The following is a 21851-nucleotide window of genomic DNA, read 5'->3' on the forward strand; positions in this document are numbered from 1 at the left end:
ATCATCTTACTGTATCAGAAAGTGCGGAAGTCGCAAACCTCCGACACCGAAGATTCACCTGCACGCAACATATCTAGGCAAATAGCAAAAAAGAGAGGCCATTGCCCCTCTTACTTAGTCTAATTTCATGAGTTGTTTGACGCGATTTTCCAGCTCTACGAGTGAGAATGGCTTCGTCATATAATCATCTGCACCCATTTGGAGTCCCTTCGCTACATCCGCTGCTTTCTTTTTGCCCGAGAGCATAAGCACCTTCATATCCTTGGAAAGCTCACTAGCTTCTGTCTTGATTTTCTCCAATAATGTAAATCCATCAAGTTTTGGCAGGATGCCATCCAAGATGCACGCATCGAAGGCTTGATTAGCCAGTAGTTGCCACGCTTGCTCCCCATCTGATACCTGCGTAATGACGATCGGCAAGTGCTCCAATTGGGAAGTCAAGATCGCTCTTAGAATTGGATCATCATCAACAATTAAGAGTTTCTTCTTCTGCAGCTGAGCATGCGCATGTGCGACGAGCTTCGTAAATTGTGCGCCCTCATCCTCTAAGTCAGCCAGTACGATACGATTCTTGCCCTGTTGCTTCGCTTGATACATCGCGTCGTCTGCCTTGGCAACCCACTCTGCAATCAACATACCTACTTGCCATTCGGCTACACCAGCTGAAAATGTGATCGAGAACGATTGGCCTTCATTTTTCGCTACCGCTTTCACACGGACTTTATCTAGAATATCTTGCATGATCGCTCGGGCCTGATCTACAGTCGTATTCGGAAGTGCGATCACAAATTCTTCTCCGCCAAAACGGGCCAACAAATCCGTCGACCGCAAATTCACCTGCATTAAATGCGCCAAACCTTGAAGTACCAAATCACCTACGTGATGACCGTACGTATCGTTGACACTTTTGAAATTGTCGATATCAATGAAGACAAGCGATATTGGCGCTGGATAGCGTTCAATACGCTGCAGCTCCAACCCAATTTGCAGATCAAAATATCGCCGATTAAACACACCTGTCAGCGGGTCACGGAAAGCTAACTGTTCAAAGTTCCGCGTCCGTTTGAGGAGACCGTAAATGCGTGCCGCCAATTCCTCATATTGGAATGGCTTGGTCACATAATCATCTGCTCCCAAATGGAAACAACGAACTTTATCGCTGACATCGTCTCGTCCTGATAAAACAATCAGCGGCAGCCACTTAAGTGTAGGGTCTTCCTTCAAAAACTCAAATAACTCATAGCCCGACTGCGGATGCATCATCAAATCTAACGTAACGAGGTCATACGTATGTTCTCGAAGCAACTTTTTAGCCGATTCTACGTCCGCTGCCTCATCAACAACAGAGTCATCCAGTTGCAACCGTCTGGTCAAATAAGAACGAAGCACATCGTCATCATCAACTAATAAAATACGACTTTTGAGCGTTCGAAGCATAGAACCTGCAATAGGGTCCTGCTCCTCATCCATCTGAATTTCTGTTAAGCCAATGTCCAGTTCCATTTTCAATTGCAGCAATAGGCCAGCCGTTCGTTCTATGCTTTCAGATATAGGGCTCGTTGCTTGAAGTAACTCATCGTCCTGCTTCTCGCTGGCTAATGTCCACTCCCAATTCCTCACCAGATCCTCGGCCAATTTACCAATTCTCACATAACCAAATACGGGCGCACTGCCTTTAAGTGTGTGTGCAATCCGATAGCAATGCTGCAGATCCTCTAGGATTGGCTCCGTCTGAACGGCAGTCAGCAAGGACTGCAACTGCTGAAGCTGCTTGTCGTATTCACGAATAAAAATCTTTCTACCCTGCTTGAGGATTCTTGCTTCGCGATCCGACTCTGAACCTGAATCTTTGGATCTCTCTAGGTTTCTATGGCTCATAACAGACAATCACCCTTTTTAAGCTTAATTAATCGGATTCCAGCGACTGCTTGTCTAGCCTATCGTTGCAACAGCTGCCCTATCGTGTCTAATAATTGAAGTGGACTGAAGGGTTTTACAATGTACGTCGTGACACCGGCTGCCTTCGCTTTCTCTTTATCTTTCTCCAAGGCCTTGGCTGTCAAAAGAATAACCGGCAAGTCCTTGTTCACATTATCACTTTGTCTCAACCAGGAGCATACCTCTACACCCGTGCGTTCCGGCATCATATAATCCAGAATGATTAAGTCGTAAGCTTCCTTGCCGAGCTGCTCGATTGCTTGTTGGCCATCCTCAACCTCCGTGATGACGTATCCCTCATCAGATAATGTTTCCGTCAGCAGAAAGCGAAGCGCCAGTTCATCGTCAGCTAGCAAAATTCTGTAAGATGACATGTTCTCTCTCCTCAAGTCCATCTAAATTAGTACTAATTATAGCATCATATCTGAGGGCAAGATAGGAAAATGTCGGAAAACCGCGAAAGAAATTACATGTTTTTGTGGTGCAAATGGTCTTTCCACGAAGATCCAGATATGGCTGGAAGTCCGCGCGGACTTGTGTAGTCATACACCCAGCCTTCCCGCTCTCCGTTAATATCCTGTACCCAAGTTCGCTCGTATTCATTATCCGGATGCCCTGGACTGTAGTACGTTTCCAAAATGTCCATGGCGGCCAATCCTTCTTCTGTAACTTCAATCCATTCCCCAATAACCACATGATCATCATCACCTGTCCGAACTAACGCTGGATAGGGTCCAACATCATACAATCGACCATTAATCGCCCCAGGTTGCACAGCTAGTAAATACGGTGAGACAACAAAATGATTACTTTCTCCTACAAGTAACGTTCCATACACGAATACAGCTATCATCTCTATTCCTCCTAATTCTCTACATGCTCTATGTACATGTTTTCGGCGCGAAAACCATGGATTCCTACAGGTAACGATAAAGGAAAAAAGCAGCATCACAATGGATGCTGCTTCTACGCCTGATTGGCTGTTAATTCTCTTGTTTTTACAATAATTTTGCGGATGCTGTCTTCGGACAAATGAAACACTTTGATCAGCTCTAAAACCGTCGAACCTGTTTGGTACAGACGGAAGATCTCACGATTTCTCCGCTCGATAATGATGCGAGTGCCGTTATTTTCTCCCCAACCTGCACGTTTCTGCTCTTTCTTAGGGATATACACGATTTCGCCTTGGATATATTCTTGTAATTGTTTTAATAGGTTAGGGGGAAGAACATCTTTCCCGTTCTTATAACTCATGGATGAAAACCTCCTCAAATTGTGCAAAGCTTAACTTTGACTGATTTGCAGAGAGTATCTTCATCGCCCCTTAACCTCCTACCATTCTCAAAAATGGAATAAAAAAAACACGATCATAATCGTGCCTGTCGGTTGTATATGCAATTATACAATTCAGGTGAACGGTTATTCCACGAATGATATTCAGTTAGGAGACGAGTACCTCTGCGGCGGCCGCAACATTCATCGCTACTGTCATTGTCATTGTGTTCATTAAAAAGCACTCCCTTCACCGTAGTTTATTGTTGTGTTCACTTCGTGTTCACAATTTTCATTATATGTAAAAAGCTTCTCGCTGTCTACTCGTTCGTAAAAGTTATGCGAGGGCCTAGTGGCCCCCGCTTGGAACAGTGACCCCTGCTTACGCAGAGATCACCTCTGTTTGCGTTGTAATCACCTTGATCACTCCTTTCCGAAGGAATTAGCCGGCCGGCTACATATCTATTAACTCATATTGTGGAGCCGCTCTCAAGTGAAAGAATGGTTATAGGGATTCTTTCCTTGTACGGGGTACAGAAACCTGCCGAACTGACTGACTGATTGACTTGCTGACTGACTGGCTGACTCTATACCTTTCAGGAATATAACTCAGTGACAAAATTCAAATATTGTCAGTTGTTTTTTGTAACTCAATAGTAGCATCCTTCGACACATGCCTGTTCTAGAAAGGATGCGGGTTCACAGTTGGGGGCTGCGTGCAGCAACTTCTTTAGCCCCCTAGCGGCATGACTGCGATGCCGCTTTGCGTAAGCAGCGCGCGGATATCGCGCGCGAATTCCACGGCGTGCACACCGTCGCCGTGGATGCAGATCGTGTCCGCGCGCATGCTCAGATCCTCTCCCTCACGGGAGAGGACTCTGCCTTCGCGGACAAGCCGCTCCACCTGCGCCGCAGCCTCGGCGGCGCTCTCAAGCAGCGCCCCCAGCTGGTCGCGGGGCGTCAAAGAGCCGTCCCGCTGGTAGCTGCGGTCCGCGAAGGCCTCGCTCGCGGTACGCAGCCCCGCGGCGGCGCCCGCCCGCAGCAGCTCGCTGCCGGGCGGGCCATACAGCGTCAGCTCCGCGCTGACGCTAGCCGTTGCAGCCGCAATCGCGGCGGCTAACTCATGGCGCTTCGCAGCCATGTGGTAGAGCGCGCCATGCGGCTTGACATGCTGCAGGCGTCCGCCTTCGGCATGGACGAACGCCTGCAGCGCTCCGAGCTGATACAACGTCAGCTCGTATGCCTCTGCCGGCGTGATCGCGATCTCGCGCCGGCCAAAGCCCTGCAAATCGGGCAGGCCCGGATGGGCCCCGATCGCCACGCCCTTGCGCAAGCACAGCTGTACTGTGCTGCGCATGGTTGCGGGATCGCCTGCGTGGAAACCGCAGGCGATGTTGGCCGAGCTGACGTAATCGAGCAGCTCCGCATCACGGCCGAGGCGATAAGCCCCAAAGCCTTCGCCCATGTCACAATTCAAGTCAATGCGCAACATCGCGCTCACTCTCCCTATTTTTTCAGGCCTCGGAACCAAGTCTGCATGCCTGTCTCCAAGATATTCAAATCCATGGCTTGCAGCAGTAACTGCTCTTGCGCTTCGCTATGTGTAACCTCTTGGAACTGCAGCATCCCGCCTGGCTTTATTTGCGCGACAAGCGGGAGGTCTGCGGAGATCACATGACCGATGCGAGGATATCCCCCTGTTGTTTGACAATCAGCAAGCAATACAATCGGTTGTCCACTCGAAGGAACCTGGATCGTGCCGCAAGCCACTGCTTCCGAAATCATCTCATACGGTATACCCTCCGTAAGAGCAAGCTTACGCTCACTCGACAATCGATACCCCATTCGATCTGATTGCGAGGTAACCTGAAAGCTTTGAGACAGCAAATGCGACCAGCTCTCTGGCGTAAAGTAGGATGCTTCCTTACCTTTAACGATCCTTACCACTGGATTATCGCGATAGTCTGGACGAATTCGTGGACTCACAGACCTAGCTCGAAGGTCAACAGCGTTAATGAGCTGAACAGGTGATTCATCTTTTTCCATTTTCAAGACATCCCCAACCCGGAGAGCTCGTCCCTCATATCCACCCATACCTGCTCTCATATACGTACTGTGACTTCCCAGAGCTTCCGCAGCCATAAATCCGCCATGCACAGCCAAATAGGCTCTACAACCCTCTTCAGCGTATTGGAATTGAAGTTCACTTCCAGCGCGAAGAACGAAAGGCTGCCACAAAGGCGCTAAGCTTCCATCCACCTTCGCTTCCATATCTGCACCGCAAATGGCAACTAACCGATCACTCTGAGCAACCAGCGTGGGACCGCTGAGTGTCATTTCCAATGTCACTGTTTCATAACCATTACCCACCAATAAGTTGGCAGCTCGGTGAGCAAACCGATCCATCGGTCCTGCCACAATGACACCATATTTTCGATAACCGTAGCGTCCCTCATCTTGTAAGGTGGATAATAGACCCGGTTTTATGACCTCAAAGCCCATCGCTTGCAATCCCTTCTTCTAGCACTTGAAACTCCTCTGATGAGATCGCCACAAATTTCACTTGATCACCAACCTTGAGCAGAGAAGGTGGATCTGTGTCTGGACGAAACAAACGTAGTGGTGTTCGACCAATAAGCTGCCAGCCGCCTGGCGTTTCAAAAGGGTAGATGCCTGTTTGGGCCCCGCCAATGCCTACAGAGCCGGCTGGAATTCTTGTGCGCGGTACTGATTTACGAGGTGTCGTAAGCCTTCCATCCATCCCCCCTAAATAGGGAAACCCAGGTGCGAAGCCTATCATGTACACCGGGTACACACGAGATGTATGCCAAGTTACGATGTCTGCTGTACTCACCTTATGATAATTAGCTACTTCCTCGAGATCAGGCCCATAGGCGGCCTCATAGCACACAGGAATATCAGTAATATTGCCTAATTGTCTTGCTGTACCTTCTTTATAGCTTTCTAGCAACTGAACAATGTGTTTCAAGACATAATCATACGGATGCCAAGCCGCGGTCCATTGGGATTGTCCACTTTTTAACACAACTTCGGAAGTATAGTTATAAATGCGGAAAGCATCATAAAAGATTGTAATGGTTGTATAGGCAGGGACTAGTTCTAAGAAGCCATTCTTCCAATTATTTTCCAAATAATGTGCTACCTGCCTAACCAGTTGCAGTGTCGCTAACGAAATGTCCGATCCAAGTCGAATCACGATCGCCGAGTCTCCAAGCGGATGGCATTCGTAGACTAATTTGGTCATGCAAAATGTTGCTTTTTCAACCAATTTGCGCAAACTTCAGGCCAGACATACGCCTCTGGATGATCAGCTGCGATTCCAATGCCATGTTTTCCTGATTCGAAGACATGCAGATCGAAAGGAACTTTATTACGGCTCAACGCACTAGCAAAAAGCAAGCTATTTTCAACTGAAACCGCTGCATCATCCGCTGTGTGCCACAGGAATGTTGGCGGTGTATCCGACGTTACTTGTAGTTCATTACTTAAAAGCTGGACTAAATCTTCGCTAGCATCTTCACCTATCAAATTGATTCGTGAACCTTGATGCGCGTTCACACCAAGTGAAATAACCGGATAACACAGAACCATGAGATCTGGACGGGAGCTTTGATGCTCAATTGGATCTTCAGAAGCCTGATCTCCTGCATCGTAGTGCGTGCCCGCTGTTGCTGCCAAATGTCCGCCTGCAGAAAAACCAAGAATACCAATGCGGTTCGCATCGACACCCCATGCCTCTGCATGGTGTCTGACGGTTCGAATAGCCCGTTGGGCGTCATTTAGAGGAATAGGATGTTTATACGGAGCTACACGATAGTTCAACACGTAAGCGGATATGCCAAGTCCATTCAGCCACTTTGCAATGGGCTCACCTTCATGAGGGGCGCGTCTGCCGTAGCCTCCACCTGGACATACAATAACAGCTGCGCGAAGGCCATCCCCCTCTACTGGATATAAGGTTAAGCTTGGACAGCCTTGATTCTCCTCACCTTGACTATCTTGTACAGCTCCTGGCCACAATTCAATCGTTGTCCCTGCGTTCAATTTTGAAACCCCCTCATTGGATTTACGTACTTAGTTAATAATAGCCAATCCTAATCAAGTAGAAAAGCATCTATTTCAACATTGAAGGAGCGATTTGATATGATGGTAGTTACGACAGAAAATATTGCCGGATATGAGATTACCGAAGTTCTAGGCAGTACATTTGGTGTTGTCGTGCGAGCCCGAGGCATTGGCGGGGATATTATGGCCTCATTGAAAGGATTAATTGGCGGAGAAGTCACACAGTATACGCAAATGGTGGAAGACGGCCGCCGGCAAGCTATGGACCGACTGGTCAAGAATGCCGCAGCCATGGGTGGAGATGCGATTGTCATGATGCGGTTCGACAGTGGGGATATTGGTCAAAATATGAGCGAAATCGTCGCGTATGGTACAGCCGTCCGGACGCGAAGGCTATGAGCGGGAACTCCTCTATTTTGCTTATATACGGCTTGTGGATCGTAGGCTTTCTTATATTACTTCTTCTCGGTTATCTTGTTTACGACAAACGTTACAAAACGGACGGTGCCGCGACACCTCAATCGCCACCAAATGGCTTTGTTTTTACAACTGAAGTCTTCATTGATCCCCAAGATGGTTTCACTTATCGGGTCTATTACAACCCTCGAACGGGTGATCGAGCTTATATTCGTGAGAAATAATCGCTGCACAACATAAAAAGCCTTACAAAAGCTGAGAATCGGCTTTGTAAGGCTTTTCTTTATAGAAGGACGATCTACGTCCAAATGACTTGCCAATTGTGGTTAACACTAGCCTCGATGGTACCTCGCTCCATAATATACCCTGCGAGCAGTTCAGCTACATCCGTTGGGATATCCTTGACAACCGGCTTATTCTGGAACATCGCATAGTTCCCTCCGCCAGCAGCACGGTAATTGTTCATGACCACTTCGAAAGAAGCCTCAAGATCTATGGGTTCCCCTTTAAAATCCAGCTGTACCACTCGGTTCCCAACAGGGCGGGCGATGTTCAGCGTGTAGGAAATTCCCTCCCACATATCATAGTTGTAATGGGCAGGCTTCGGTTCCATGAAGGCTTTACTTACCTGAAGAACGCCATCTGCCAATTCAAAATAATCCGCAGACTGTTCCAAGGCATCCTTGATATCTTGACCTGAGATTCGAATGACCTTCAGCGTGTTCGGATAAATATAGTTGGACACAATGTCCCGCATGGTAATATCCGAAGGAAACCCAGGAGAAATATTATCAAACAAAGCCGTGTTCGAAATCTGAGCACCCGACAGCTCCATTTGAACTTTGTTAATAAACTCAATCAGTGCATTATCAGATGTACGAATCTGCATGGGATCTTTTACTAGCATGTCTCCTGTAAGCTTCCCGATGGGTTGATCTAGCCATAGCTGTGTCTTCGCCTCGTAAGAGCTGATCTGCGCGAGCAGCACCGCGTCCGCTTCCACGTTGTCAACAGGTAGAAGCTCGGATTGCTTGGAAGCAATACGCCACTTCCCTTCCACCTGATCTAGCTCGATGTCCACTTTCCCAAGCGTAACGCCAGCTGTACCTGGTTGAACAACGGTAACCCCATTAATGTGAGCCCCAGCAATGCTGCGATGCTGATGACCGGTAAGAAGAACATCGATTCCCGCTACTTCCATACATAGCTGATACCCTTGATTTTCACCTGTTAACGGCTCAGTAGGCTCTCCGGTCACAATATCTCTTTCAAATCCGCCATGGTAGGAAACCACAACGACATCGACATGTTCTTGCTCCCGTAGGAATTGCACCCATGTGCGAGCCGTAGCAATAGGATCTTCAAACCGTAAGCCGACAATATGCTTCGGATCTTCCCAGTTCGGGATATAAGGTGTCGTGATTCCAAGAATTCCAACACGTACGCCATCCGGAAATTGTTTAATCAGATACGGCTTACCGAAGAATGGCTCACCTGTCTCCTCACTCAAAATATTCGCGCATAACCACGGAAAATGAGATTCACGAACTGCTTTTTGCAGAACATTCATGCCATAATTGAACTCATGATTCCCGAGTACGGCCGCATCATATTTCAAATAATTCAGACCCAGTACCATTGGATTCATTGGTTCATTATCTAGTCTTGCGTGGTGGTAGGCTAGGGGGGTACCTTGAATGAGATCACCGTTATCCAACACAATGACATTTTCTCTATACGCACGTTCTTGTGCAATTAAGGCTGCGATTTTCGATAATCCGACATTATTATACTTATTATTTGCGTAATGAATGGGAAACATATTCCCATGGAGATCGCTTGTTTCCAAAATTGTAATGTGACTTCTTCGTCCTTGTTCCTTCTGCGTCAAGCGTTTCACTCCATCCTTTATGTTGTAAAGTTTTACATATCATTTGTCAGTTTAACAAATACTTCACACTATCTTCCATATCTCTTATGATAATGTTATAGTACATCATAGATAAAAAGTAAATATTTAAACGGAGGTCAAAAAGACATGAAAAAATTAACACTACTAAGCTTGTCCATGGTTGTAGCTGCAGGTGCACTTGTAGGCTGCGCGAAAAAAGACGAAACTCCAGCTGCTTCATCAACAGCTAAAGCAACGGCAGCAGCAACAACTGCGGCAACTGCTACTCCAGCTGCGGCAGGATTCGTTCCTAAAGAACTAAGAGTGCAATTCGTACCTTCCCAAAATGCAGAGACACTTGAAGCAAAAGCTAAGCCGCTTGAAAAATTGCTTGGAGATAAATTAGGAATTCCGGTTAAGGTTTCCGTTTCCACAGATTACAACGTTGTTATCGAAGCTATGTCTTCCAAACAAGTTGATGTTGGTTTCTTGCCACCAAGTAACTATGTTGTTGCTCATGATAACCGTAAAGCTGCTGATCTTCTTGTACAAGCTCAACGTTTTGGCGTTGATGATGCAACAGGTCAACCATCGAAAGATCTTGTTGATTTCTATAAATCGATGATTGTTGTCAAAGCTGATTCCCCAATTAAATCCGTAGCTGATTTGAAAGGTAAGAAGATGGGTTGGCAAGGTGTTACTTCCGCAGCTGGTTACGTATACCCAGGTCTTGTGTTGAAACAAGCTGGCGTTGATCCTGTGAAGGATGTAACAGGCGTTCAATTCCAAGGACATGACAAAGCGGTTATCGCACTTCTTAACGGTCAAGTTGATGCAGTAGGCGTGTTCCAAGACATCCGTGCCAACATGATTAAAGATTACCCAGATATTTTCAAACAAACGAAAGTTCTTGCTTTCTCCGATAAAATTCCAAACGATACAATCGCTGTTCGTTCCGATATGGACGCAGCTTGGAAGAAGAAAATTCAAGATGCTTTCATCGCGATTGGTAACGATCCAGAAGGTAAAAAAGTGATTATCGATGTATACACACACCAAGGTTACGTAGCTACAACTGATGATAAATTCAACATCGTTCGTGAAGCTAACAAAGCAATGGGCTTGAAATAAGCTTAGCTTACACACTACACTTATCAAACCACCGCAGCATGAGCCTTGCTTCCATGACGCGGTGGTTTTTTCCTTCTAATTTTACATTCTATACCAGAGTTTCCTTGCATATTATGAATGTGGCACGCCCGTCCAAGCTCATCGTTTACTTTTAACATTCAAACGTTTACTAAGTCGGTCGTGTCATAACTCATTGTGGGGTGAAAAACGGGATGTACGAAATGCTGATCATGCGTAAATCAGAAGTCATAATTCGGTGCGGCACCGATGAAGTACACGGAATCATTTCGCAGTATTACCCAGAATTTCAGCTGTTAAAAATAAACAACATTATGGTCCCCATTACGTTAATTGACCAAATCGAGCTTTTAGGGCCCGACGAACCGCTCTCACCTGTTGCTCATCGTCTTCGTGAACCTCGTACTCTTCACTTGGTTGCACAAGGTGGAAATAGCAAGTAGGTTTAGCCCTTGGTCTTGGTCTTGCATGAATGATAAAAGGCAGTTCTTGAAGGTTAAGACCTTCAAGAGCTGCCTTTTATTTGTGATACAACGAACGCGTATTCTAAACGATTCGTTTTCTTAATGATCCAGAGATATAGTCAATGATCGAAACGGTGACGATAATCCCGATCAAGATAATACCTACACGCGGCCACTGCCGAGCATTCAGTGCGAAGATGAGCGGTGTCCCGATCCCTCCAGCTCCAATGACCCCAAGCAAGGTAGCAGAACGAACATTGATTTCAAAACGGTATAGTGTATACGAAATGAAATCCGGTATGACCTGTGGAATGACGGCGAACGACATCCGCTGCCAGAAATTCGCACCAACAGCTGTCATAGCCTCTGTAGGCCCCATATCCATGTTCTCAATGGCCTCGGCATACAGTTTGCCAAGCATCCCTACAGAATGCAATCCAAGGGCCATTACGCCCGCGTAAGCGTTCGGTCCAACAGCTTTAATAAAGATTAAAGCCATAATGATTTCCGGAATCGTACGAACGACGCTAAGGAATAGCTTACCAGTACCAGAAACAGCGCGGTACTTGCTCATGTTCGCCGCAGCCCAGAAAGCAAAAGGAAGACAAACGATCGCGGATACGAAGTTACCTAAATAGGAAATCGATAAAGTTTCAAGCAAGGAACGAAGTAAATCTTCGCCTTCTGGAATATAGACATAAGCCCAGTCCGGATGGAATAATCCACTGATCATCGCTTTGGTAAGAATCCAAGTTGTTGGTTGGAAACCTGTAAGTTCCAAACCTGTTAGAGCCCAAATAAGAAGACCGATTACAGCCACTACACCAATAATTTTATACGTGTTCGCTTTTGTTTCAGACATCGGCTTGGCGCTTCCTTTTAGCAAATACGTACGGAAACGTGTGCTCACCAAATCAATGATGACGACGATTAGCAACGTATAAATAACGATGGCACAAGACTGATCATAACGGAACAGATCGAGTGTGTTTTTGAGCAATAAGCCGATACCACCTGCGCCAACTAGACCGAGGATAGCAGATGCACGAATACTCACTTCAAATGTGTAAAGGAAATGCGCCAAGTATGTAGGAGCAACTTGTGGCAGAACCCCGAAGCGGATCAGCTTCAACTTATTAGCGCCAACCGCCGTCATCGCTTCAAGCGGGCCTGGATCGATGGCTTCAGTTGATTCATAAGAAAGCTTTGAAATAATACCAAAGGTAAAGAAAATTAGAGCTAGCGTACCTGCTGTTGGACCAAAGCCTACTAATACAGCAAATAAGGCTGCATAGAGCAAATCAGGAATGGTACGAACGAAATTCATAATAAATCGAGCTGGATAGGACAACCATGGCGATGATGTCACGTTACGAGCAGCGAGCAGCGCCATTGGGAATGCGAATAACGCTCCTACAATCGTACCCAAGATGGACATTTGAATCGTTTGAGCCATCGGCTTCCAAATGTCAGCGAAGAATAGCCAATCTGGCGGAAACATTTCTGCAATAAACTTCAGAATCTCCGGCGTCCCCGTAGCTAATCTTGTCAACGTTGCATCCGTTTGATATATACTACCAATCAAGAACAGCACCATGATCGCGATGATCATGTAGAACTTCGTGCGTGGAGGCTTTTTGACGGTTGCTACACTCATCCCTCCTGCACCCCCAACAGTTCATCCTTCTTGATGGCGCGACCATAAATCTCGGAGAACACATCATCCGTCGCATCAGCAACAGGTCCATCATAGACGACCTTACCAGCACGAAGTCCAATAATACGTGTTGCGTACTCACGAGCCAAATCGATAAAGTGAAGGTTGACAACAGTTGTGATGCCAAGGTCCTTGTTAATGCGTTTCAGGTCATCCATAACCTGTCGAGTCGTAAGCGGATCTAGTGAAGCAACAGGCTCATCCGCGAGGATGATTTTCGCTTCCTGCGCAAGTGCTCTTGCGATGGAAACACGTTGCTGTTGACCGCCGGACAATTCATCTGCGCGTGAATAAGCTTTTTCTCTAATGTTCACACGCTCCAATGCTTTAAGCGAAAGCTCAATGTCCGCTTTAGGGAACAAACCAAACATCGTGCGAAGTGTGGAATGGTAGCCAACTCGACCGGAAAGAACATTACGAATAACCGTGGATCTTTTGACTAAATTAAAAGTTTGGAAAATCATCCCGATATCTCTACGCATCCGACGCAGCCCCGCGCCGTTCGCTTTGGTAATGGATTTTCCATCGATTAAGATCTCGCCGCTCGTCGTCTCATGCAGACGATTAATCGAACGAAGCAGTGTCGACTTGCCAGCCCCTGATAAACCTACAATAACTACGAACTCCCCTGGGTGTATGGTCAGGTTAATGTCATTCAAACCAACAGTACCATTTGGATAAACCTTTGAAAGATGCTTAAACTCGATCATATTCGTCCTACTTTCTTTTACTCAATTTCGAAGTACTAGACAGACTACTTTCAACGAACAGTGGGAAAATCCTTTTTTCTATCATTACCTTTAGAAAATATTCATATTCCATTGTTCACCATGCACAATAAAGGACTACACAGTCCAGTTTGGACGAGTGCCCCCTCCAGAATTATAGCCGAATTTCCGAGTGAAGCCTATACTTGATAAATTGACAAAAAAAGGGCCTATGCGCGCTCGCAGTGGCCCTTTCTTCTATTGATTGTACTTCGTGCCCCAGCGCTCCTCGATTTTCATGCCTCTCCAAACAGCAATCGAAACGATCCAGGCGATGACGAACATCCCAACCAGAATAAAGCCTAATGTACCAAAATCAATCGCTTGCAGCCACGTCCAGAACGTACCTTCCATACTGAATTCTTCGGAAAGCACTTGTCCGAGCTCAATCACACCAATAATTAATGCAGCAACCACCGCGAGTGCTGTTACCGTCAAATTGTAGTAAAGCTTGCGAACTGGGGTGTGGAACGCCCATTTGTACGCTTTTGTCATGAACATGCCATCTGCCGTATCGAATAAGCTCATCCCAGCGGCGAACAAGAGAGGCAACGAGATGACGCCAATAAACGGGATTGCATCCTTCGCCGCGTGCGCGGATATGGCCAACAGTGCAATTTCACTGGCGGTATCAAATCCTAATCCGAAGAGAAAGCCTAACGGGTATACGTGCCAGCTTTTGGTGATGAATGAGAAAAGTGGCTTGATGAGGCGGGCAATAAACCCACGTGATTCTAATAGCTCCTCAAACTCATTGTTGTTGTACTCACCGCCGCGAAACTTCAGAAACATTTTGTACAAGCTAATCAGAATTAATAAATTGATGACACCGATAATGACGAGGAAAAGTCCTGAAACAGAAGCACCGATCACACCGCCGAAACGCTGCATCCAAGGGAGCTCACGTGCCGCCCATTGCACCGAGAATGCGGTCACTATCGCCATGACGAACACAACGGAGGAGTGACCTAATGAAAAGTAAAAGCCAACGCCTAACGGATTTTTCTTCTGTTGGACAAGCTTCCGCACCGTATTGTCAATAGCCGCAATATGATCAACGTCGAACGCATGACGCATCCCTAGTGTGTAAGCTAATAGTCCAATCCCCCAGAATGCAGGAGAAGATTGAGCAACGGTGTATAATCCTACCAGGCCGAGTACGTGAAGCAGGATAATAACAATCACATATCCAGCCCAGTTCTTTCTCTCCTGCAGCAAAGATTTCCACATAGTCTTGCAAACACACCCTTCCCATTCGTGTTACGATTAACTAATAATGTAGCACACGCGTGCGTGGATTGAGAAGTACCGCTCCGATTATTTGTGAAGAATTCTAAATGAGATCTGATATAATAGAAACCGTTCCAAACTTATTGCCCATCCTGTTGTATCGAAAAGGAGCTGATTTCCTCTATGTCTATGCGTAAATACAAGCTGTTCACGATTTTATTACCCGTAATCATAATTGGTGGTTTTGAATATATCCGTCATGAATATTTACTCCGCTATTTAACAATGGAAGCTGGCAATTTCACAATCACGGTTATTACTTTGTTCTTATCCTATCTCTTCGCTTCCTGGATGTTTAGCAGCATGGAACGGAGTAATGAGCAAATCCTACATAGCGAAGCCCGTAGAGCGGTCTTCGAAGAGCGCGAGCGATTGGCGAGAGAGCTGCATGATGATTTGGCGCAGACGCTTTTCTTCCTGAATGTCAAACTGCGCCAGGGCGACATCGAAGAAGCAAAAGCCGCTGTATCCGAGATCGACAATTCGCTGCGGCAGGCTATTTTCAATCTGCGAACACCGCCAGAAGAAGGTACTTCTTTTGGGCAACGCATTCAAACTTTCCTAGCCAACTGGAAGTTGGTCAGCGGCATTCACCTCCAAGTGACCGTACAGATCGAAGAAGACAGCTTCACGCCAAGTGAAGAAGTTCAACTTTTTGGAATCATGCAGGAAGCTTTTACCAACATTCGCAAACACTCGATGGCAACAGATGCCACATTTCACTTAGAAGCTACACCCGATCGTTGGCGGCTACATGTGACGGACAATGGCTGCGGTATGCAGCTCGACTCGGATGCGGATACAGGTGATAAGAAGAATACGACCTACGGCATCGACCTTATGCAAAAACGAGCTTCCGAGCTTGGCGCTGCTTTGGAGCTTCGGAGTGAGAAAGGCTGCGGTACAGAAGTGATCGTACTTGCCGATAGGAAGGTGAATAGCTGATGCAAGAAACGATGCCATTTCGTGTTCTTATTGTTGATGATCATCCCCTAGCACGCAAAGCCATTCAAAGCATGCTGGCACCTTGCTCTGATTTCTTCATTGTCGGAGAAGCTAGCTCCGGAGAAGATGCCATTCGTCTTTGCGGAGAGCTTGCTCCTGACGTTGTCTTGATGGATATTCATATGTCGCCAATGGACGGCTTACAAGCCACACGACACATCAAACAAGCCTACAGCGGGATACGCATCGTTATGCTCACGGTTTCGGATGATGTCGCCGATCTTTTCACGGCATTGCAATTCGGAGCGCAAGGGTATTTGCTCAAAAATATGGATCCCGATGAGTGGCTGAACTATCTCCGTGCGCTGCTCGACGATAATTCCGAGGTGGCTCGCGGCATGGCGGACAAGCTATTTGGCCGCTTCCGCTCACCGGCAGGTGCGCACACGGAAGGCCCAAGCCCTCATATGCTCACTTCGCGTGAACAAGAAATTACTGCTTATGTCGCTCAAGGGGATAACAATCGCGTGATTGCCGAAAAACTGCTAATCTCCGAGCATACGGTGAAAAATCACATGAAAAATATTCTCGTGAAGCTCTCCCTAGAGAATCGTGTGCAGCTCACAGCTTTCGCCATTAAACATGGGTTGACACGAAAAGGACAAAACTAGTCGAAAAAATAGCCCACTCGAGTCATACTCTTATGCTTGTCTATCAGGTAAGATGGACAACATGGTAAGAGTTGAAATTGAAAGGGGAATATTATTCCATGTTCAAAAAGTTCATGTTAACCGCAAGCTCGATGATGATCGCCTCCATGCTCCTCGTAGGGATCGCAAGTGCTCACGTCGTTGTATATCCGAAAGAAGCTACGCAAGGCAGCTATGAAGTTTTCACCGTACGTGTACCTTCCGAGAAAGATAGTGCAACCGTTAAAGTAGAGGTGAAATTCCCGCTTGATTCAGTCGCTGTTTCTCGTTTTGAACCTAAAGCTGGATGGAAGTATGACATTGCAAAAGATGCTGCTGGCAAAATTACTGGCGTTACTTGGACAGCTACGGGTGATGGGCTAGGCGCAACTGAATTCGGAGATTTCAGCATGCAAGGTAAAGTCGCTGATGCCGCTACTCAAATCATCTGGAAAGCTTACCAAACTTACAAAGATGGTTCTGTTGTGGAATGGGTTGGCGCCAATGGATCCGACAAGCCTGCATCGGTCACAACTGTTAAAGCGAAAGCTGCTGCTGGCGCAACGACAGATAGCCACGGGAATGTAACGGCTGGCACAGCTGCTGCTGGGGATAGTTCCGAGTCGAACACATCACTTTACTTATCTATTGCTGGTTTAGTGTTGGGTGCAGCTGCATTGATTATCGCGCTAGTTAGAAAACGGGCATAAGCACCCTTATGATCCTGTAGAAAATAGAAAAAGACTTCCATCAGATCTCGTTGATCTGATGGAAGTCTTTTTTGGTTGCTTATCCTATCTCTCGTAAATCCGGAAATAGTACTCATACGGATTCTTCTCGTTACGCTCACCTTGCTCAGACGATACTAGTGTCCAAGTGGTCAAGTCGAGGTCGGACATAAAGGTATCCGCCTCAAACTCATCCTCGATGTATGTGATGTACATCCGATTCACATGCGAGGCAAACAGTTTGAATATCTCTGCTCCGCCGATGACGAATAGCTCCTGATCAGGGAACGCGTCAATTGCTTCGTCTACGGAGTGAATAACTTCGCAGCCTTCGGCTTGATACGCCGTATTCTGCGTGAGAATGACGTTGCGTCTTCCGGGAAGCGGCTTGCCGATGGACTCGTACGTTTTGCGTCCCATCAGGATGGGATACCCCATCGTCACGTTTTTGAAAAATTTCAAATCACCTGGCAGATGCCAAGGCAGTTTATTATTGACGCCAATGGCTCGGTTACGGTCCATGGCAAATATAAATGAGATACTCATAGGGCGAACACTCCTTTCGTTCCAACAACTTCCTTATATCGCAATCGGCGCCTTAATGCCCGGCAGCGGTGTGTAGTTCAGAAATTCAAAATCATCGAATTGATAGTCAAAAATGGAAGCTGGCTTCCTTTTGATATGAAGTGTTGGCAGCTCTTGTGGCTCTCTCGCTAGCTGTTTATTCACTTGTTCAACATGATTCTGATATATGTGCACATCGCCACCGTTCCAGATCAGATCCCCTACTTCAAGATCGCACTGCTGTGCAATCATATGGGTTAACAGGGCATACGACGCCAAATTGAAGGGCAGACCCAAGAACGTGTCCACGGACCTCATTTGGAACATACACGATAAACGACCGTTGGCTACATAAAATTGAAACGCATAGTGGCACGGCGGCAAGGCCATGTTATCCACTTCCGCAGGGTTCCAAGCGCTAACCAAGTGTCTGCGTGAATCCGGATTCGTCTTAATTTGGTGAATCAGCTTCTCGATTTGATCGATAATTTGCCCATTTGGCGCCAGCCATGTACGCCATTGTGCACCGTAGACGCGGCCAAGATTTCCCTCTTCGTCAGCCCACTCATCCCAGATCGAAACACCATTATCGCGCAAATATTGAATATTCGTGCTGCCGCTTATGAACCACAACAGTTCATGAACAATAGATCTGATATGCATCTTCTTTGTTGTTAAAAGAGGGAAACCTTTCCTCAGATCGATTCGCATCCCACGTCCAAAAACAGAAATCGTTCCTGTTCCCGTGCGATCTCCTTTTTCGACACCTTGATCTAAGACATCCTTAAGTAATTCTAAATAAGCTTTCATAATTCAATCATTCCCCACATTTTCGACATATCTTCTATTATAACATCATCCAATTCGACAATTCATCTCAAATTCCACCCGTATACAAGAAAACCAGGTTTGTTCATAATTAAATATGGATTACCAACTATTACCAAGGAGTGATGTTATGTCCAAAAAGATCTTATTTCTAACTGGTGATGCTGTAGAAGTATTGGAAGTATACTATCCTTATTACCGTGTACTGGAAGAGGGCTATGAAGCCGTTATCGCCTCACCCACGAAGAAAGTACTCCGTACCGTCGTTCACGATTTTGTTGAAGATTGGGAAACGTATACCGAAAAACCAGGACATCTTCTCCCTTCCCACGTCGCCTTCGCCGATGTTGATCCCAGCCAGTTCGATGGGTTGATCATTCCGGGTGGCAGAGCTCCAGAATACATTCGCTCGAGTGAAGATGTGCCACGCATCCTTCGTCATTTCCTTGAAGCGGATAAGCCTGTAGGTGCCATCTGTCATGGTGCGCAAGTATTCGCCGCTTTGAAAGACAGAACCCTCTTCGAAGGTCGCACGTTGACAGCGTATAACGCATGTCGTTTGGATGTAGAAGCGCTCGGTGCGACCTATACTACAGATACGCTTCATGTCGATGGGAAACTCGTCAGCGGTCATGCGTGGCCGGATTTACCAGGTTTTATGCGGGAGTTTTTGAAATTATTGGCTTAATCCATTTACATAAAGTGAGAGCAAAAACGAGACTAACTAGTGATAGATAGTCTCGTTTTGTTTTCTAATATTGAAATTTATTTAGAAACAAGTGCATTTCCGAAGTCAATCATAGCCCAGCTGCCCTTCCCTTTTTCCATTGTAAACACGAGCTTAAGTTTCTCGACTTGCGCAATCGGAACTGTGATATCTTGCGCCTCTTGCCCGTCTTTTACTTGAAAAGTAGCTAGCAGCTTATTATCACCGAATATTTGAAGGATGCCAACTTCCCCATCTTGATACTTACTAATGCGCTTATGCATGCCGACAAAACCCGTTAATTTCTTATACTCACCATGCAGGAGGAACTCAACGGATGCCTCCGTTGGCGCTGCTCCGTTCTGCGAATGTACACCACTGCTAATTCCATGAACTGCTGTCCTTGTGCCAACACGAATCATTTCCCCGACGAAAGATTCGTTCAGGTTGATTTTCGGTCCATTGGGATCGCTCGATTTCTGAGTAAAATCAAAGTCCGCTAGGATATCAGGACTATTCTGGGTGGCATCTTTATAAGGTAACGAAGGATCAACTGTTGCCGCAGCTTTTGTCTTGAGCTCCACGGTTTGCTGTTGTTCGAGCCAACCGACATCCAGCCCCACAGCCTCTGCGACAGCACGAACTGGCAAATAGGTGGAACCATCAACAATTAATGGACTCAGTACTTGACCGTCTGCACTCTTCGGTGTCCATGGTGCAGCATTCAAAGAAAATCGAATATCACTGTTCAAATACCCCTTTATTTCTTCCAAATTTGACTGTGCCGCAACGACCGTACTCACACCTACTAATAGGAGACTTGCACAAATAAGTATTTTTTTCATCTTTATGTTCCTCCTACTATTATCTATAAAGTTTGGCATCGAGAAGATTAATTGTTTGTGGTGAATGTGCACCGTTGCTAAAAGACACAAAAAGCTTATCGACATTTGTAACATCAATAAACACCGTTCGCGGTTTATCTCCCGGTTTAATCCTATACTGGTTTTGAGTCCCCCACATACTTGATATACCAACTGTACTATAGTTGCTATCCGCTGCTGAGCTGTCGTCTATACCGACAATTGCTTCTAATTTTCGAAATTGTCCGCCTAAATCAATCTCCATATTTTTCAACCAATTTTCCCGATCAGGTGCATAAGTGGTGTAGGGACTTAGTGATAATTGCAGGCCTGATGAGTAAGTTTTGCTGAACATCGTGAGGGGTGTTCTAACAATTTTCATCGCAGTCGAGAGATCTGAATCAATGTAAGGAATTATTTTCCGATTAGACAGCAATTCAAATTCTCCTGTCGTTTCTTTCTTTGACAGTACAATTGTCTTGGCGGATTCATTCCAATCCACTTTCAAGCCTGTAGCCTCAGCAACAGAACGAAGCGGCAAATAAGTACTGCCCTCATACGTGAGTGCATCCTGTTTGATTCCATCTGCATCATAAGGCGTCCATGCTTCCCCTTTCAGCATAAACTTTATCCCCTTGTTCACATAGACAGAAACTTCTTGAATGTTTGTTGTGGCATATACGACTGTTGAACAACTAAAAATAAGCAAACTAGCAAGAGCTACCGTAGTCGATTTTCTCATAAGTCCTCCTGAATTCGTCAAAATATATGCCCATTCTACAAGATCTGCAAGAGAATTGGCATGAAATTCAGCAATCTTTGTGAAATCTTTATCAAAGTCCTCTCAAACCGATCTGTAATAATTGCCACCCCGCTGCAAGGTGCTTTTTCCTGCGGATTATGTTACATTTTTTTAGAAAGAAGAGGTTCGTAAACTCCCTCTCTAAAAAACTATGAAATGAGGATTTACCCATGGCAGGCAGAAGTAATGAAGATTTGAAAGACATTACGTTGTTAGGCAATCAAGGAACGAAATATATTTTTAATTATGACCCTACACTCTTAGAAGCTTTTGATAATAAACACCCGGATCGGGCTTATTTCGTCAAATTTAACTTCCCTGAGTTCACTAGCCTTTGTCCAGTAACAGGGCAACCGGATTTCGCCACCCTTTACATTTCGTATATTCCTACGATCAAAATGGTCGAAAGCAAATCCTTGAAGCTCTACCTATTCAGCTTCCGCAACCACGGTGATTTCCACGAGGATTGTGTCAATATTATTATGAATGATCTCATCGACTTGATGAACCCGCGATACATTGAAGTATGGGGCAAGTTCACACCACGCGGCGGCATCTCCATTGATCCTTACTGTAACTGGGGTCAACCAGGTACGAAGTATGAGGCCATGGCTGATCATCGCTTGATGAATCATGATCTGTATCCAGAGAAGATTGATAACCGTTAAGATATCAGCAGAAAAATAAAAGCTTGATCAATTCCCAGTAATGAACTGGGGTTGATCAAGCTTTTTT

Annotated in this window: 25 protein-coding genes and 1 riboswitch; of the genes, 9 read left to right on the forward strand and 16 right to left on the reverse strand. The window is 46.0% G+C overall.

The genetic code is table 11. The annotated features are described in order from the left end of the window. Window positions 1-114 precede the first annotated feature (114 nt). The 8 genes from AC58QT_RS24405 to AC58QT_RS24440 form a co-directional block, all read right to left on the reverse strand. Window positions 115-1878 (reverse strand): response regulator, encoded by a 1764-nt coding sequence (locus AC58QT_RS24405; protein WP_497411267.1) that lies wholly within the window; start codon window positions 1876-1878, stop codon window positions 115-117. Between the two features lie 59 nt (window positions 1879-1937). Next, the gene (locus tag AC58QT_RS24410; protein ID WP_310502012.1) at window positions 1938-2312 is read right to left on the reverse strand and encodes a response regulator; all 375 of its coding nucleotides are present in this window, start codon (window positions 2310-2312) and stop codon (window positions 1938-1940) included. A gap of 92 nt (window positions 2313-2404) precedes the next feature. Continuing rightward, window positions 2405-2791 carry a gamma-glutamylcyclotransferase family protein gene (locus tag AC58QT_RS24415; protein WP_497411268.1) on the reverse strand — a complete coding sequence of 129 codons (387 nt, stop codon included), beginning with the start codon at window positions 2789-2791 and terminating at the stop codon, window positions 2405-2407. Between the two features lie 113 nt (window positions 2792-2904). Continuing rightward, entirely contained in the window at window positions 2905-3192 is a 288-nt protein-coding gene (locus tag AC58QT_RS24420; RefSeq protein ID WP_028556449.1) for a CD3324 family protein, read from the reverse strand. 748 nt (window positions 3193-3940) lie between these two features. Further along, the gene (locus tag AC58QT_RS24425; RefSeq protein ID WP_497411269.1) at window positions 3941-4702 is read right to left on the reverse strand and encodes a LamB/YcsF family protein; all 762 of its coding nucleotides are present in this window, start codon (window positions 4700-4702) and stop codon (window positions 3941-3943) included. A 14-nt stretch (window positions 4703-4716) separates the two neighbouring features. Beyond that, window positions 4717-5712 (reverse strand): 5-oxoprolinase subunit C family protein, encoded by a 996-nt coding sequence (locus AC58QT_RS24430; RefSeq protein ID WP_497411270.1) that lies wholly within the window; start codon window positions 5710-5712, stop codon window positions 4717-4719. Further along, window positions 5702-6475: a 5-oxoprolinase subunit PxpB gene (pxpB, locus tag AC58QT_RS24435; protein ID WP_497411271.1), complete on the reverse strand. Its 774-nt coding sequence runs from the start codon at window positions 6473-6475 to the stop codon at window positions 5702-5704. Before pxpB ends, AC58QT_RS24430 begins: the two co-directional genes overlap by 11 nt. Then, complete coding sequence (locus AC58QT_RS24440) at window positions 6472-7275, reverse strand: alpha/beta hydrolase (RefSeq protein ID WP_497411272.1); 804 nt, start codon at window positions 7273-7275, stop codon at window positions 6472-6474. The genes pxpB and AC58QT_RS24440 overlap by 4 nt, the downstream gene beginning before the upstream one ends. 99 nt (window positions 7276-7374) lie before the next feature. On the opposite strand from AC58QT_RS24440, the gene AC58QT_RS24445 reads away from it, so the two are divergent. Next, window positions 7375-7695: a YbjQ family protein gene (locus AC58QT_RS24445; RefSeq protein WP_310501165.1), complete on the forward strand. Its 321-nt coding sequence runs from the start codon at window positions 7375-7377 to the stop codon at window positions 7693-7695. Beyond that, the gene (locus AC58QT_RS24450) at window positions 7692-7937 is read left to right on the forward strand and encodes an HD family phosphohydrolase (protein WP_497281059.1); all 246 of its coding nucleotides are present in this window, start codon (window positions 7692-7694) and stop codon (window positions 7935-7937) included. The genes AC58QT_RS24445 and AC58QT_RS24450 overlap by 4 nt, the downstream gene beginning before the upstream one ends. A gap of 74 nt (window positions 7938-8011) precedes the next feature. On the opposite strand, the gene AC58QT_RS24455 is transcribed toward AC58QT_RS24450, so the two are convergent. Beyond that, entirely contained in the window at window positions 8012-9604 is a 1593-nt protein-coding gene (locus tag AC58QT_RS24455; RefSeq protein ID WP_497411273.1) for a bifunctional metallophosphatase/5'-nucleotidase, read from the reverse strand. 147 nt (window positions 9605-9751) lie between these two features. Between AC58QT_RS24455 and AC58QT_RS24460 the strand changes: the two genes are divergently transcribed. Continuing rightward, entirely contained in the window at window positions 9752-10735 is a 984-nt protein-coding gene (locus tag AC58QT_RS24460; RefSeq protein WP_497411274.1) for a phosphate/phosphite/phosphonate ABC transporter substrate-binding protein, read from the forward strand. A gap of 212 nt (window positions 10736-10947) precedes the next feature. Further along, window positions 10948-11196 (forward strand): hypothetical protein, encoded by a 249-nt coding sequence (locus AC58QT_RS24465; RefSeq protein ID WP_497411275.1) that lies wholly within the window; start codon window positions 10948-10950, stop codon window positions 11194-11196. Between the two features lie 103 nt (window positions 11197-11299). Here the strand turns inward: AC58QT_RS24465 and phnE are convergent, their stop codons facing one another. From phnE to AC58QT_RS24480, 3 genes are all read right to left on the reverse strand, one after another. Next, window positions 11300-12874 (reverse strand): phosphonate ABC transporter, permease protein PhnE, encoded by a 1575-nt coding sequence (phnE, locus tag AC58QT_RS24470; RefSeq protein ID WP_497411276.1) that lies wholly within the window; start codon window positions 12872-12874, stop codon window positions 11300-11302. Further along, window positions 12871-13644 (reverse strand): phosphonate ABC transporter ATP-binding protein, encoded by a 774-nt coding sequence (gene phnC, locus AC58QT_RS24475; protein WP_057315479.1) that lies wholly within the window; start codon window positions 13642-13644, stop codon window positions 12871-12873. The genes phnE and phnC overlap by 4 nt, the downstream gene beginning before the upstream one ends. A gap of 255 nt (window positions 13645-13899) precedes the next feature. Then, entirely contained in the window at window positions 13900-14931 is a 1032-nt protein-coding gene (locus AC58QT_RS24480; RefSeq protein WP_497411277.1) for a HoxN/HupN/NixA family nickel/cobalt transporter, read from the reverse strand. A gap of 183 nt (window positions 14932-15114) precedes the next feature. Here AC58QT_RS24480 and AC58QT_RS24485 point away from each other — a divergent pair, with 183 nt between their 5' ends. From AC58QT_RS24485 to AC58QT_RS24495, 3 genes are all read left to right on the forward strand, one after another. After that, window positions 15115-15936, forward strand: coding sequence for a sensor histidine kinase (locus tag AC58QT_RS24485; protein ID WP_497411278.1), 822 nt, complete (start codon window positions 15115-15117; stop codon window positions 15934-15936). Continuing rightward, window positions 15936-16607, forward strand: coding sequence for a response regulator (locus AC58QT_RS24490; protein WP_497411279.1), 672 nt, complete (start codon window positions 15936-15938; stop codon window positions 16605-16607). The genes AC58QT_RS24485 and AC58QT_RS24490 overlap by 1 nt, the downstream gene beginning before the upstream one ends. Before the next feature lie 98 nt (window positions 16608-16705). Then, the gene (locus tag AC58QT_RS24495) at window positions 16706-17335 is read left to right on the forward strand and encodes a YcnI family protein (RefSeq protein ID WP_497411280.1); all 630 of its coding nucleotides are present in this window, start codon (window positions 16706-16708) and stop codon (window positions 17333-17335) included. A gap of 84 nt (window positions 17336-17419) precedes the next feature. Here AC58QT_RS24495 and AC58QT_RS24500 read toward each other — a convergent pair whose 3' ends face one another. Then, entirely contained in the window at window positions 17420-17899 is a 480-nt protein-coding gene (locus AC58QT_RS24500) for a dihydrofolate reductase (RefSeq protein WP_497411281.1), read from the reverse strand. 33 nt (window positions 17900-17932) lie between these two features. Next, window positions 17933-18727: a thymidylate synthase gene (gene thyA / locus AC58QT_RS24505; protein WP_497411282.1), complete on the reverse strand. Its 795-nt coding sequence runs from the start codon at window positions 18725-18727 to the stop codon at window positions 17933-17935. A gap of 148 nt (window positions 18728-18875) precedes the next feature. Between thyA and AC58QT_RS24510 the strand changes: the two genes are divergently transcribed. Next, the gene (locus AC58QT_RS24510; protein WP_310501177.1) at window positions 18876-19433 is read left to right on the forward strand and encodes a DJ-1/PfpI family protein; all 558 of its coding nucleotides are present in this window, start codon (window positions 18876-18878) and stop codon (window positions 19431-19433) included. A gap of 77 nt (window positions 19434-19510) precedes the next feature. On the opposite strand, the gene AC58QT_RS24515 is transcribed toward AC58QT_RS24510, so the two are convergent. Both AC58QT_RS24515 and AC58QT_RS24520 read right to left on the reverse strand, forming a co-directional pair. Continuing rightward, complete coding sequence (locus tag AC58QT_RS24515) at window positions 19511-20296, reverse strand: NPCBM/NEW2 domain-containing protein (RefSeq protein WP_497411283.1); 786 nt, start codon at window positions 20294-20296, stop codon at window positions 19511-19513. Between the two features lie 19 nt (window positions 20297-20315). Next, window positions 20316-21056 (reverse strand): stalk domain-containing protein, encoded by a 741-nt coding sequence (locus AC58QT_RS24520; protein WP_497411284.1) that lies wholly within the window; start codon window positions 21054-21056, stop codon window positions 20316-20318. A gap of 175 nt (window positions 21057-21231) precedes the next feature. Further along, window positions 21232-21275: riboswitch (PreQ1 riboswitch) on the forward strand. An 11-nt stretch (window positions 21276-21286) separates the two neighbouring features. Between AC58QT_RS24520 and queF the strand changes: the two genes are divergently transcribed. Continuing rightward, entirely contained in the window at window positions 21287-21784 is a 498-nt protein-coding gene (queF, locus tag AC58QT_RS24525) for a preQ(1) synthase (protein WP_310501180.1), read from the forward strand. The last annotated feature ends 67 nt before the right edge of the window (window positions 21785-21851 follow it).

Source organism: Paenibacillus sp. J31R109 (assembly GCF_059692055.1).

Excerpts from the sequence above, each read along its gene's own strand:
- AC58QT_RS24405 (WP_497411267.1), bottom strand. The coding sequence starts at position 1,878 with ATGAGCCATAGAAACCTAGAGAGATCCAAAGATTCAGGTTCAGAGTCG.
- AC58QT_RS24410 (WP_310502012.1), bottom strand. The coding sequence starts at position 2,312 with ATGTCATCTTACAGAATTTTGCTAGCTGACGATGAACTGGCGCTTCGC.
- AC58QT_RS24415 (WP_497411268.1), bottom strand. The coding sequence starts at position 2,791 with ATGATAGCTGTATTCGTGTATGGAACGTTACTTGTAGGAGAAAGTAAT.
- AC58QT_RS24420 (WP_028556449.1), bottom strand. The coding sequence starts at position 3,192 with ATGAGTTATAAGAACGGGAAAGATGTTCTTCCCCCTAACCTATTAAAA.
- AC58QT_RS24425 (WP_497411269.1), bottom strand. The coding sequence starts at position 4,702 with ATGTTGCGCATTGACTTGAATTGTGACATGGGCGAAGGCTTTGGGGCT.
- AC58QT_RS24430 (WP_497411270.1), bottom strand. The coding sequence starts at position 5,712 with ATGGGCTTTGAGGTCATAAAACCGGGTCTATTATCCACCTTACAAGAT.
- pxpB (WP_497411271.1), bottom strand. The coding sequence starts at position 6,475 with ATGACCAAATTAGTCTACGAATGCCATCCGCTTGGAGACTCGGCGATC.
- AC58QT_RS24445 (WP_310501165.1), top strand. The coding sequence starts at position 7,375 with ATGATGGTAGTTACGACAGAAAATATTGCCGGATATGAGATTACCGAA.
- AC58QT_RS24450 (WP_497281059.1), top strand. The coding sequence starts at position 7,692 with ATGAGCGGGAACTCCTCTATTTTGCTTATATACGGCTTGTGGATCGTA.
- AC58QT_RS24460 (WP_497411274.1), top strand. The coding sequence starts at position 9,752 with ATGAAAAAATTAACACTACTAAGCTTGTCCATGGTTGTAGCTGCAGGT.
- AC58QT_RS24465 (WP_497411275.1), top strand. The coding sequence starts at position 10,948 with ATGTACGAAATGCTGATCATGCGTAAATCAGAAGTCATAATTCGGTGC.
- phnE (WP_497411276.1), bottom strand. The coding sequence starts at position 12,874 with ATGAGTGTAGCAACCGTCAAAAAGCCTCCACGCACGAAGTTCTACATG.
- phnC (WP_057315479.1), bottom strand. The coding sequence starts at position 13,644 with ATGATCGAGTTTAAGCATCTTTCAAAGGTTTATCCAAATGGTACTGTT.
- AC58QT_RS24480 (WP_497411277.1), bottom strand. The coding sequence starts at position 14,931 with ATGTGGAAATCTTTGCTGCAGGAGAGAAAGAACTGGGCTGGATATGTG.
- AC58QT_RS24485 (WP_497411278.1), top strand. The coding sequence starts at position 15,115 with ATGTCTATGCGTAAATACAAGCTGTTCACGATTTTATTACCCGTAATC.
- AC58QT_RS24490 (WP_497411279.1), top strand. The coding sequence starts at position 15,936 with ATGCAAGAAACGATGCCATTTCGTGTTCTTATTGTTGATGATCATCCC.
- AC58QT_RS24495 (WP_497411280.1), top strand. The coding sequence starts at position 16,706 with ATGTTCAAAAAGTTCATGTTAACCGCAAGCTCGATGATGATCGCCTCC.
- AC58QT_RS24500 (WP_497411281.1), bottom strand. The coding sequence starts at position 17,899 with ATGAGTATCTCATTTATATTTGCCATGGACCGTAACCGAGCCATTGGC.
- thyA (WP_497411282.1), bottom strand. The coding sequence starts at position 18,727 with ATGAAAGCTTATTTAGAATTACTTAAGGATGTCTTAGATCAAGGTGTC.
- AC58QT_RS24510 (WP_310501177.1), top strand. The coding sequence starts at position 18,876 with ATGTCCAAAAAGATCTTATTTCTAACTGGTGATGCTGTAGAAGTATTG.
- AC58QT_RS24515 (WP_497411283.1), bottom strand. The coding sequence starts at position 20,296 with ATGAAAAAAATACTTATTTGTGCAAGTCTCCTATTAGTAGGTGTGAGT.
- AC58QT_RS24520 (WP_497411284.1), bottom strand. The coding sequence starts at position 21,056 with ATGAGAAAATCGACTACGGTAGCTCTTGCTAGTTTGCTTATTTTTAGT.
- queF (WP_310501180.1), top strand. The coding sequence starts at position 21,287 with ATGGCAGGCAGAAGTAATGAAGATTTGAAAGACATTACGTTGTTAGGC.